Below are 11,260 nucleotides of genomic sequence, written 5' to 3' on the forward strand. Positions count from 1 at the left end.
GCGGGCCCGCTCACCTCGTGTTCTTCAGGTTCTCAGGGTTCTCCAGGCTCTCCAGCCGCTGGTTCTTCAGCAGGAACCATGCGGCCACCGCCGTAGCCAGCAAGACCGCCGCTCCCGCGCCCGAGGCCAGATGCAGGCCGTGGACGAAGGACCCACGGGCCGCGTCCAGCAGGGCCTGCGCCGCGTGCGGGGGCATGTGGGCCGATGCGTCCACCGCCGCGCCCAGTGACTCGTGGGCCGCTGCGGGGGTTCCGGCCGGGCCGGTGAAGCCGCGGTAGACGCCGGTCACGATCGATCCGAGCAGGGCGATGCCGAGGGCCGCGCCGAGTTCGTAGGCCGTCTCGGAGACCGCCGAGGCGGCGCCCGCCTGGTCCTTGGGGACGCTGGAGAGGATGACGTCGGCGGTGACCGTGAAGGAGAAGCCGGCGCCGATGCCGACCAGCAGGAGCGCGGCGCCGAGGAACGGGTAGCCGGTCGACCGGCTCACCGTCGTCAGGACGGCCAGGGCCGCGCCGATCACGGCGAGGCCGCCGGAGACCACGACGCGGACCGAGTGACGGCGGGCCGCGCGGCCCGCGGCCAGGCCGGCCACCACCGCACCGACCGCGGCGGGCAGCTCCGCCAGGCCCGCCTCGAACGGGTGCCGGCCCTGCACGAGTTGCAGGAACTGGGACAGGAAGAACACCAGGCCCGACATGCCGAGCACGGTCAGCAGGTCGGCGAGCACGGCTCCGCTGAAGCCGCGGCGCCGGAACAGCCGCATGTCCAGCAGCGGGGTCGGCAGGGTGAGCTGGCGGCGCACGAACCCGTACAGGGCCGTCGCACCGAGCAGGGCCGCGGCGAGCGTCGGCAGGAGCGGGCCGTGGGTGGCCGCCTCCTTGACCGCGTAGACCACGGCGATCATGCCGACGAGCGACAGGACGACGCTGGCCAGGTCCCAGGGGCCGGGGCTCGGGTTGCGGGACTCGGGCAGGGTGCGGATGCCGACGAGGACCAGGACGGCCATCACCGGCAGGTTGATCAGGAAGACCGAGCCCCACCAGAAGTGCTCCAGCAGGAAGCCGCCCACGACGGGGCCCACGGCGGTGCCGGCGGAGGCGGCCGCGCCCCAGACGCCGACGGCGAGGCTGCGCTCGCGCGCGTCGGGGAAGATGTTGCGGATCAGGGCCAGGGTGGCGGGCATGAGGGTCGCGCCCGCGACGCCGAGCAGCGCCCTTGCCATGATCATCAGTTCGGGTGTGGTGGCGTAGGCGTTCAGGACGGATATCGCGCCGAACGCCGTGGCACCGCAGAGCAGGATCCGCTTGCGGCCGACGCGGTCGCCGAGGCTGCCCATGGAGACCAGCAGACCGGCGATGACGAAGGAGTAGACGTCGCCGATCCACAGCAGCTGGGTGCCGGAGGGGTGGAGGTCCTCGCTGATGTAGGGGGTCGCAAGGCCCAGGACGGTGGCGTCGACGGCCACCAGCAGCACGGCCAGGACGAGGACGCTGAGCGCGAGCCACCGGCCCTGGTGCTTCCCCGTCCCCGCCGGGCGCTCCCCCGGATTCCCGACCGCGTCCGGGCAGAGGGCACCCTCGTGGCGCAGGGCGCTGGTCATGATTCCTCTCTTCGCAGAGCGCCGCCGAGCAACAGCTCGGCGACCATCGTGGGAAAGTCCCGGGAGGCCACGCGGCCGTCCAGGGTGGCCCAGGCACAGGACGCGATCAGCCCGTACAGCGCCTCGGTGAGCCAGGCGGGCGTGAGGTCGATGCGCAGTTCGCCGTCGCGCTGTCCGCGCTGGAACACCGCTCCGATCCGGGTGTCCAGCGCCGGCCAGCCCTCGTTCTGGCGGTCGCCCTCCCACAGCTGGCTCTCGCCGTACAGGAAGGCGAGCAGTCCGGCCGCGGGCTGGATCTCGCGCACCAGTCTGCGGACGGCCTCGCTCGCGGGCCCCTCGTCCAGCCGGGCGCGGTCCAGCGCGGCCTCGCACTCCGCGATGCCGAGCGCCTCCAGCGCGCGTACCAGCGCGTCGCGACCGGCGAAGTGGCGGTGCAGCGTGGCGCGGCTGATCCCGGCGGCTCTGGCGACCTCGTCCATGGTCGCGGTGGACTTGCGGGTCAGCAGGGCGGCTGCGCTGCGCAGCACGTGGTCACGGTCCAGAGCCATGAGACAAGGTTAGCTTAAGTGAGACATCATTGTCTCATCGCGGGCATGCGTGCCTCATGGCAGGCATGTGCGGCTCATCATGGACATGCACGCCTCACCGCAGGCATGCACGGCTCACCATGGACATGTGTGACGCATGGTGGCCGTGCGTGACTCGTGGCCCGTGACTCGCGCCTGTCGGGCCGGCGGGGGGCGTCCGGTGTCGCCGGGGCGGCTCCCGGTCAGTGCCAGGGGAGCTGTCCGCGCCGTTCCCAGTACGTGTCCGGGTCCTCCGCGAGTGCGGCGAGCCTGGTCAGCTGGTCGTCGTCCAGGTCCACGACGGCGGCGTGGAGATTGGAGCCGAGCTGATCGACGGTCGCCGCACCCGAGAGGACGACTCCGGCCCACGGCCGGCGCAGGATCAGGGCGAGGGCCACGGCGTCGCAGCCGAGCGAGGTCTCCTGCGCCACGGCCCGCAGCGCCTCGGGGGCCTGGGGCCCGGCGAGCCGGCCGTTGGCCATGCCCTCCTTGACGATGACGGTCAGCCCGGCGTCGTGCGCCTCGGCGAGGGCCGGGCCGGCCGAGGTCTCCAGCGCGTTGTACGTCGACTGGACGGTACGGAAGAGAGGCTCGCCGTCGACCGTCACCTCCAGCGCGGCCCGGATCGCGTCGGCCTGGGCGGGTCCGCTGGTGGAGAAGCCGACGGTCAGTCCGCCTGCGGCGGCCTCGGCGAGCCTGGCGTGCAGTTCCTTGTCGGTGAGGGCGGGGCTGTCCGGGGTCACCGAGTGGATCTGGTAGAGGTCGAGCCGGTCGCCCAGGAGTGCGTCGGTCTCGGCGCGCTGTCGCTCGTAGGTGGCGAGGCCGTGGTCCTTGACCTCGTGCCGCTCGGCGTCGGTGGTCCAGCCGGCGGTGTACGTGTACCCCCACTTGCTGCCGACGACGACGTCCTCGACGTCCGGACGGGCGGTCAGCCAGTCCGCGAGGAACTCCTCCGCACGGCCGTAGGAGCGGGCGACGTCGAAGTAGCGCACGCCCTGGGCGTAGGCGGCGTCGAGGAGTTCGTGGGTACGCGTGCGCAGCGCCTCGACGCCGCGCTCCGGCGGAAGGTCCCGCTCGCGGCCGAGGTTGATGTAGCCGGGGCGGCCGACGGCGGCGAGCCCCAGGCCGAGATGGCAGGTCGGCGTCGTGGCGTTGGCGAGACGGGCGAAGGACATCGCGGACTCCGTTCGGTCGGCTGACTCCCGACTCAACCTAACCCGCGCGACGCGAACCAATCCGGTCGGCCCGCGAGGCTTGCGCGAACGGCCGCCGGCACGGAGTCCACGGATGCACCCGTGCCAGTGGCCGTTCGCCAGTGGCGGTTACCGCTTCCGGCCCGCGTCGGCCCACGCCCGCTGGCCCGCCAGGTCCGCCTTGACCTCGGTGAGCTGGACGGCGACCGCGCTGGGCGCGGTGCCGCCGCGGCCGTCGCGGGAGGCGAGGGCGCCGGGGACGTTGAGGACGGAGCGCACCTCGGGGGTGAGGTGGGCGGAGATCTTCGCGAACTGCTCGTCCGTGAGGTCGCCCAGTTCCTTGCCCTCGGCCTCGGCGGCCTTCACGCACTCCCCCGCGACCTCGTGCGCCACCCGGAACGGCACGCCCTGCCGGACCAGCCACTCGGCGATGTCGGTGGCGAGCGAGAATCCGGCGGGGGCCAGCTCCTCCATGCGCTCGCGGTGGACGGTGAGGGTGGCGATCATGCCGGTGAAGGCGGGAAGCAGCACCTCCAGCTGGTCGCAGGAGTCGAAGACCGGCTCCTTGTCCTCCTGGAGGTCGCGGTTGTAGGCCAGGGGCAGCGCCTTGAGCGTGGCCAGCAGGCCCGTGAGGTTGCCGATCAGGCGTCCCGACTTGCCGCGCGCCAGTTCCGCGATGTCCGGGTTCTTCTTCTGGGGCATGATCGACGAGCCGGTGGAGAAGGCGTCGTGCAGGGTCACGAAGGAGAACTCCTTCGTGTTCCAGATGATGATCTCCTCGGCGATGCGGGAGAGGTTCACGCCGATCATCGCGGTGATGAACGCGAACTCGGCGGCGAAGTCCCGGGAGGCCGTGCCGTCGATGGAGTTGCCGACGCTGCCGTGCTCGAAGCCCAGGTCCCGGGCGACCGCCTCCGGGTCCAGGCCGAGGGAGGAGCCGGCGAGGGCGCCGGAGCCGTACGGCGACACGGCGGTCCGCTCGTCCCACTGGCGCAGCCGCTCGGCGTCCCGGGACAGGGACTGCACATGGGCCAGCACATGGTGGGCGAAGAGCACCGGCTGGGCGTGCTGGAGGTGGGTGCGGCCGGGCATGGCCACGTCCGGGTGGGCCTCGGCGAGGCCGACCAGCGCGTCCTGGAGGTCGGCGATCAGGCCGCCGACGATCCGGGCGTGGTCCCGCAGGTACATCCGGAAGAGGGTGGCGACCTGGTCGTTCCTCGACCGGCCCGCGCGCAGCTTGCCGCCCAGGTCCGGGCCGAGGCGCTCCAGCAGGCCGCGCTCCAGCGCGGTGTGGACGTCCTCGTCGGCGATGGTGCCGGTGAAGGAGCCGTCCGCCACGTCCGCCTCCAGCCGGTCGAGCCCGGCGATCATGCGCTGGAGTTCGTCCTCGGTGAGCAGCCCCGCCTGACGCAGCACGCGCGCGTGGGCACGCGAGCCGGCGATGTCGTAGGGCGCGAGCCGCCAGTCGAAGTGGACGGACGCGGACAGCTTGGCCAGGGCCTCGGCGGGACCGTCGGCGAAACGGCCGCCCCAGAGCCGTACGTCACCGCTGTTGCTGCTCACTGCGTTGCTCCTCAAGCTCTTGTATGTACCTCCGCCTCCCCACCCTTCCAGGTGAGGAGGCGGCCGTACCGCTGACGACGCTGCTTGGGCGAGGTCTACGTCAGGCTCCGCCTGCCAGGTCACGCCGCGCGGCGATCTTCGACGACAGGCTGTAGATGTCGATGAAGCCCTTGGCCGCGGCCTGGTCGAAGCTGTCGCCGGTGTCGTAGGTGGCGAGGTTGAAGTCGTACAGGGACGACTCCGAGCGCCGGCCGGTGACGACCGCGCGGCCGCCGTGCAGGGTCATCCGGATGTCGCCGTTGACCTGCTGGCTGGCCTCGTCGATGAAGCCGTCCAGGGCGCGCTTGAGCGGCGAGAACCACTGGCCGTCGTAGACCAGTTCGCCCCAGCGCTGCTCGACCTGCCGCTTGTAGCGGGCGAGTTCGCGCTCGACGGTGACGTTCTCCAGCTCCTGGTGGGCGGTGATCAGGGCGATCGCGCCCGGAGCCTCGTACACCTCACGGGACTTGATGCCGACGAGGCGGTCCTCGACCATGTCGATCCGGCCGATGCCCTGGGCGCCGGCGCGCTCGTTGAGCTGCTGGATGGCCTGCAGGACGCTGACGGCCTTGCCGTCGATGGCGACCGGGACGCCGTGCTTGAAGGTGATGACCACCTCGTCGGGATCACGCACGAGCGCCGGGTTCTCGGTGTACTCGTAGATGTCCTCGATCGGGGCGTTCCAGATGTCCTCCAGGAAGCCCGTCTCGACCGCGCGCCCGAAGACGTTCTGGTCGATGGAGTACGGGGACTTCTTGGTGGTGGCGATCGGGAGGTTCTTCGCCTCGCAGAAGGCGATCGCCTTGTCCCGGGTCATCGCGTAGTCGCGGACGGGGGCGATGCACTTCAGGTCGGGGGCGAGGGCGACGATGCCGGCCTCGAAGCGGACCTGGTCGTTGCCCTTGCCGGTGCAGCCGTGGGCGACGGTGGTGGCGCCGTGCTTCTTCGCGGCGGCGACGAGGTGCTTGACGATCGTCGGCCGCGAGAGCGCGGAGACCAGCGGGTAGCGGTCCATGTACAGGGCGTTGGCCTTGATCGCCGGGAGGCAGTACTCGTCGGCGAACTCGTCCTTGGCATCGGCCACTTCGGCCTCGACCGCACCGCACGCGAGGGCGCGCTTGCGGATGACGTCCAGGTCCTCGCCGCCCTGGCCGACGTCGACCGCTACGGCGATGACCTCGGCGCCCGTCTCCTCGGCGATCCAGCCGATGGCGACGGAGGTGTCCAGACCGCCTGAGTAGGCGAGTACGACGCGCTCGGTCACGGGTTTTCTCCTCACGTGCATTCGCTGATATGCATGAGTATGCAGACTGCCGCATGATTCGTCAATCCATGCAGGCCGCGACACGCGGGCGGGACACGCGGGTGGCCGGGAAATCGGCATGGACAGGACGAACGTCGCCCGTCGACAATCGGCGGACATGGGAAAGATCTACGAACGCATGGACGGCAGGCTCCGCACGTTCATCGAGGAGCAGCCCCTCTTCTTCACCGCCACCGCTCCCCTCGCGGGCGACGGCACGGTCAACCTCTCCCCCAAGGGCCTCAAGGGCTCGTTCGCCGTGCTCGACGAACTCACCCTGGCCTACCTGGACTTCGCCGGCTCCAACGCGGAGACGATCGCGCACCTGCGGGAGAACGGGCGGATCACCCTGATGTGGTGCGCCTTCCAGGGCCCGCCGAACATCGTGCGCGTGCACGGCCGGGGCGAGCCCGTCTTCCGCGACGACCCGGGCTTCCCGGACCTGCTCGCCCGCTTCCCGGACATCGACCCCACGGCCCACGGACTGCGCGCGATCATCGTCGTCCACGCCACGCTCATCCGCGACAGCTGCGGGTACGCCGTCCCCCACATGGCCTACGAGGAGGACCGCGACCTGCACCGCAGGCGCTTCGCGCGCGAGGACGACGCCTCCCTGAGCGCCTACTTCGAGAAGAAGGAGTACATCGCGAGGAGCCTGGACGGCCTACCCGGGCTGCCGCTTCCGCTGCCGCCCTCTAGCGTCTGAGCCATGCGCCCCGGTGTCCTCGTCGCCCTCCTGTCCGCCTCAGCCTGCGCCCTCGGCCTCACGCCGGGTCCCGCGCCGGCGCCGGAGCCGTTGCCCGCGCGGATGGCGGACACCGGCGGCGGCACCCAGCTGATCACCGCCGAGGCACCCGGCACCGGCTCGACGTCCGGGACGGTCACCTGGTGGGACCTGCGGGGCGGCGAGTGGGTGGCGGCCGGGACGGCGCCGGCCCGGTTCGGTTCGAACGGCCTGGTCGAGGGCACCACCCGGACCCAGGACACGAACACCACACCGACCGGCCTGTACAACCTCCCCTTCGGCTTCGGGATCAAGCCGGCGCCGCCCGGCACCCGCGTGACGTACCGCCCGGTGCACGAGGACTCGTGGTGGTGCGAGGACAACGCCTCCACGTCGTACAACCGCTGGGTGGAGCCCCTCCCGGCCGACTGCCGCGCCTCGGAGTCCGAGCACCTGATCACCTACGACACCCAGTACACGTACGGCCTGGTCGTCGGCTTCAACTACGACCGTCCGGTGCACGGCCGGGGCGCCGGAATCTTCCTGCACGTCAACGGGAAGGCGGCGACGGCCGGTTGCGTGTCGGTGCCGGAGGACGCGATGCTGCGGATCCTGGCCTGGGCGGACCCCGGCGGGAACCCGCACATGGCCATCGGCACGACGGACGGCGCCACGGCCGTCACACGCTACTGAACTGCCGCTGAACACTCACCGCGTCCGGCACGTATCTGTGGGCCAAGGGTCAAATCCCGACGGAGGAACCGTGCCCACCACGCTCGCAGGCGGTCGTGCCGCCCGCCGCCAGACGATGCGCCGCATCCGTCCGCGCCGTTCCCCGGCCGTCCCGCTGCTGCTGGGGGTCTGGGCGGGCGCGGTCGCCGTGCTGTGGCTCTGGTGGCACAACACCCCGGCCATCGCCGACGACACCGGCAGAATCCTGAACGCGGGCCGGATCACCGGTCTGCTGGCCGGGTACCTCATGGCGCTGGTCGTGCTCCAGATGGCGCGCGTGCCGGCGCTGGAGCGGCGGGTCGGCTCCGACCGGGTGGCCCGCTGGCACGCGATGAGCGGCCGGTACACGCTCAGCCTGGTCCTCGCGCACGTCTTCCTCACCATGTGGGGGTACGCGCGGCAGGCGGGCAGGTCGCTGGGCGACATCGTCCAGCAGACCGTCGACTCCGTGAACCAGCTCCCGGACATGGGCAAGGCCGCGATCGGCACCGGCCTGTTCGTGCTCATCGGCCTGACGTCCGTCGGTGTGATCCGCCGCAGGCTGCCGTACGACAGCTGGTACCACGTCCACCTGCTGACGTACGCGGCGGTGTTCCTGACGTTCTGGCACCAGATCACCACCGGCAACGACTTCGCGGTCCAGCCGTCCGCCAAGACCTTCTGGTACGTGCTGTACGGCTCGGTCACCGCGCTGGTGCTCTGGTACCGCATCCTCACCCCGGTCCGGCTCAACCTGCGTCACCGGATGCGGGTGGAGGCGGTGATCGAGGAGGCGCCGGGCATCGTGTCGGTGCTGATCGGCGGGCGGAAGCTGCACCGGATGGGCGCGGAGGCGGGCCAGTTCTTCCGCTGGCGGTTCCTCGCGCCGGGGATGCGGTTCAGCTCGCACCCGTACTCGCTGTCGGCCGCGCCCCGCCCGGGCATGCTGCGGATCACGGTGAAGGCGATCGGCGACCACAGCACCCGGCTGCGCGAACTCACGCCCGGCACCCGGGTGTGGGCGGAGGGCCCGTACGGCGCGCTGACCGCGCAGCGGCGCAGCCGGGGCAAGGTACTGCTGGTCGCGGGCGGCGTCGGCATCACGCCGATGCGGGCGCTGTTCGAGACACTGCCCGGCGCGGCGGGTGACATCACCCTGCTCTACCGCGCGAACACCACCCAGGACCTGGCCCTGTGGGACGAGCTGTCCGCGATCGCCGAGGCGCGCGGCGCCCGGCTCATGTACGCGGTCAACAGCCCGGAGGGCGAGCGTCCCGACATCTCCGCCGAGAACCTTCAGCGGAAGATCCCCGACATCGACCGGCACGACGTCTTCATGTGCGGGCCGCCCGGATTCGCGCAGTCGGTGTTCGAGGCGCTGCGTGACGCGGGGGTTCCCGCGCGCCGCATCCATCACGAGTCGTTCGAGATGTGAGCACGGCCGCTGAGAGATGCGGAGCTACGGAGAGATGGAGAGATGACGAAGAGCCACCCCATACGGCGCGTCGTGCTGGCCACCGCCGCCACCGTGTCCGGTGTCGTGCTGCTGCTGTCGCTCAAGCCCGCGTCGGATCCGGCGTCGGCGGCGGGCGCGGCCCCACAGCAGCCGGCGGCGCAGGACGCGCCGCAGGGCGGCCGGCAGGGCGGGGCTCAGGCCGCCGCCGGCTCCGGCACCGTGACCGGCGACGTGGCGCAGACGCAGTACGGGGCCGTGCAGGTACGGCTGACCGTGAACGGCGGCAAAATCACCAAGGCGGAGGCCGTGCAGGCGCCCAAGGGCGGCGTCAGCGACCAGAAGACCGCCCTCGCCGTGCCCAGGCTCAACAAGGAGGCCGTGGCGGCGGGGAACGCGGACATCGACGCGGTGTCCGGGGCGACCTACACGAGTGACGGGTACAAGAAGTCGCTCCAGTCGGCGCTGGACAAGGTGAAGACCTCTTCGTCGGGATCATCCGGGTCGGGGGCCTCGTCCGGGTCCGGTTCTTCGTCCGGGTCCGGTTCCTCGTCCGGCTCCGGTTCCGGTTCGTCCGCCGGGTCCGCCCAGGCCGACGGCGGGTCCCGTACCGTCACCGGGAAGGCCGTGCGGACGCAGTACGGCACGGTCCAGGTCCGGGTCACGGTCCGCGACGGGAAGCTCGTCCAGGCGGCGGCCGTACAGGCGCCCCAGGGCGGGATCAGCGACCAGAAGACCGCCCTCGCGGTGCCGAGGCTCAACCAGGAGGCCGTGACCGCGGGGAACGCGGACATCGACGCGGTGTCCGGGGCGACCTACACCAGCACGGGCTACAAGCAGTCGCTGCAGTCCGCGCTGGACCAGGCCGGTGGCTGACCGGGTGGCGGAGCCGGCCGAAGCCCCTGCCGCGGTGCGTCACGCGGAGGATGTCATGGGGACGGTCTTCTCCTTCGACGTCCGCGGCGGGGAGCCCTCTGCGGTGCGGCGGGCCCTGGACGACGCGGTCGCGGGCCTGCACCGCGTCGACGCCCTGTTCAGCACCTACCGCGAGGACAGCGAGGTGTCACGGCTGGCCCGGGGCGAGCTGACGCCGGAGGGGTGCGCCCCCGAGGTGGCCGAGGTGCTCGAGCTGGCGGCGGAGGCCGAGCGGGTGAGCGAGGGATGGTTCAGCACGCGGTACCGGGGCGCGCTGGACCCGACCGGGATCGTCAAGGGCTGGTCCGCCGAGCGGGCCGCGCGGTCACTGGCCCGGGTCGAGGGAGTGTGCGGGGTCAGCGTGAACGGAGGCGGGGACGTCCAGTTGCTGGGCGTACCGGAGCCGCAGCGGGCGTGGCGGGTGGGCGTGGCCGACCCCCTGCGTCCGGGCGGACTGGCGGCCGTGATCTCGGCGGCGGGGCTCGACGGGCTGTCCGTGGCCACGTCCGGCACGGCGGAGCGGGGCGACCACATCGTCGATCCGCGCACCGGCAGGTCCGCGGTGACGGACCTGGTGGCGGTGACGGTGGTCGGTCCCCGGCTGACCTGGGTGGACTGCTGGGCCACGGCCGCGTTCGCGATGGGTTCGCGGGCGGGGCTGGCCTGGCTGGAGTCGCTGCCGGACGTGGAGGCGCTGCTGATCACGGCCGGGGACGAGGTGCGGTGCACCGGGGGGCTCGCGGCGCGACTGGGCTGACCGTCGGTCCCGTGCGTGGCCCTTCGCCCGCCGCCCTTCACCTTCGACCTCCGACCTTCACCGTTCGCCCTTCCGCCGGAAGGCACGGGCTTCGCCGCGAAGTGGGGGACTTTTTCCCCGGAACGCCATCCAAGTCCGCTCCTGAGACGTATCCCAGGTACAGCGAGTTTCGGGAGGAACACAATGGCGATCTTCAGCAGTCTCTTCCCCGCGAACCATCGCGACCGCGGGGACTTCACGTCACGTGACGGCGGCCACCACGGTCACGGCCACGGACACGGCGGCCACGGAAACGGTCACGGACACGGTCACGGGCACGGCGGCCACGGACACGGTCACGGCGGCCACGGACATGGCGGCCACGGCGGCCACGGCGGCTACTGACCACCCCCTAGGACTGAGCGGACCGGGGACCGGAGGACCCGGTCCGCCCGGC

11 protein-coding genes are annotated in these 11,260 nt (G+C 71.8%); 5 read left to right on the forward strand and 6 right to left on the reverse strand.

The annotated features are described in order from the left end of the window. Window positions 1-10: 10 nt before the first annotated feature. The 5 genes from OIB37_RS07640 to OIB37_RS07660 all read right to left on the reverse strand — a co-directional run bounded on the left by OIB37_RS07640 (window position 11) and on the right by OIB37_RS07660 (window position 6,225). Complete coding sequence (locus tag OIB37_RS07640; RefSeq protein WP_330456760.1) at window positions 11-1,600, reverse strand: MFS transporter; 1,590 nt, start codon at window positions 1,598-1,600, stop codon at window positions 11-13. Beyond that, the gene (locus OIB37_RS07645; protein ID WP_330456761.1) at window positions 1,597-2,148 is read right to left on the reverse strand and encodes a TetR/AcrR family transcriptional regulator; all 552 of its coding nucleotides are present in this window, start codon (window positions 2,146-2,148) and stop codon (window positions 1,597-1,599) included. The genes OIB37_RS07640 and OIB37_RS07645 overlap by 4 nt, the downstream gene beginning before the upstream one ends. Window positions 2,149-2,369: 221 nt before the next feature. Beyond that, window positions 2,370-3,341, reverse strand: a complete 972-nt coding sequence (locus OIB37_RS07650) for an aldo/keto reductase (RefSeq protein ID WP_330456762.1) — start codon at window positions 3,339-3,341, stop codon at window positions 2,370-2,372. A gap of 147 nt (window positions 3,342-3,488) precedes the next feature. After that, window positions 3,489-4,922: an argininosuccinate lyase gene (argH, locus tag OIB37_RS07655; protein ID WP_330456763.1), complete on the reverse strand. Its 1,434-nt coding sequence runs from the start codon at window positions 4,920-4,922 to the stop codon at window positions 3,489-3,491. 100 nt (window positions 4,923-5,022) lie between these two features. Further along, on the reverse strand, window positions 5,023-6,225 hold the full coding sequence (locus OIB37_RS07660) for an argininosuccinate synthase (protein ID WP_330456764.1): 1,203 nt from the start codon (window positions 6,223-6,225) through the stop codon (window positions 5,023-5,025). A gap of 157 nt (window positions 6,226-6,382) precedes the next feature. Between OIB37_RS07660 and OIB37_RS07665 the strand changes: the two genes are divergently transcribed. From OIB37_RS07665 to OIB37_RS07685, 5 genes are all read left to right on the forward strand, one after another. Beyond that, on the forward strand, window positions 6,383-6,970 hold the full coding sequence (locus tag OIB37_RS07665) for a pyridoxamine 5'-phosphate oxidase family protein (protein WP_330456765.1): 588 nt from the start codon (window positions 6,383-6,385) through the stop codon (window positions 6,968-6,970). A gap of 3 nt (window positions 6,971-6,973) precedes the next feature. After that, entirely contained in the window at window positions 6,974-7,681 is a 708-nt protein-coding gene (locus tag OIB37_RS07670) for a L,D-transpeptidase family protein (protein ID WP_330456766.1), read from the forward strand. Window positions 7,682-7,751: 70 nt separating this feature from the next. Continuing rightward, complete coding sequence (locus OIB37_RS07675) at window positions 7,752-9,134, forward strand: ferredoxin reductase family protein (RefSeq protein ID WP_330456767.1); 1,383 nt, start codon at window positions 7,752-7,754, stop codon at window positions 9,132-9,134. Between the two features lie 42 nt (window positions 9,135-9,176). Continuing rightward, window positions 9,177-10,028, forward strand: a complete 852-nt coding sequence (locus OIB37_RS07680; RefSeq protein ID WP_330456768.1) for an FMN-binding protein — start codon at window positions 9,177-9,179, stop codon at window positions 10,026-10,028. A 55-nt stretch (window positions 10,029-10,083) separates the two neighbouring features. Continuing rightward, window positions 10,084-10,824 carry an FAD:protein FMN transferase gene (locus OIB37_RS07685; RefSeq protein WP_330456769.1) on the forward strand — a complete coding sequence of 247 codons (741 nt, stop codon included), beginning with the start codon at window positions 10,084-10,086 and terminating at the stop codon, window positions 10,822-10,824. 240 nt (window positions 10,825-11,064) lie between these two features. Here OIB37_RS07685 and OIB37_RS07690 read toward each other — a convergent pair whose 3' ends face one another. Next, complete coding sequence (locus OIB37_RS07690) at window positions 11,065-11,196, reverse strand: hypothetical protein (RefSeq protein ID WP_330456770.1); 132 nt, start codon at window positions 11,194-11,196, stop codon at window positions 11,065-11,067. Window positions 11,197-11,260 lie beyond the last annotated feature (64 nt).

It is taken from the genome of Streptomyces sp. NBC_00820, assembly GCF_036347055.1.
Lineage (GTDB): Bacteria > Actinomycetota > Actinomycetes > Streptomycetales > Streptomycetaceae > Streptomyces.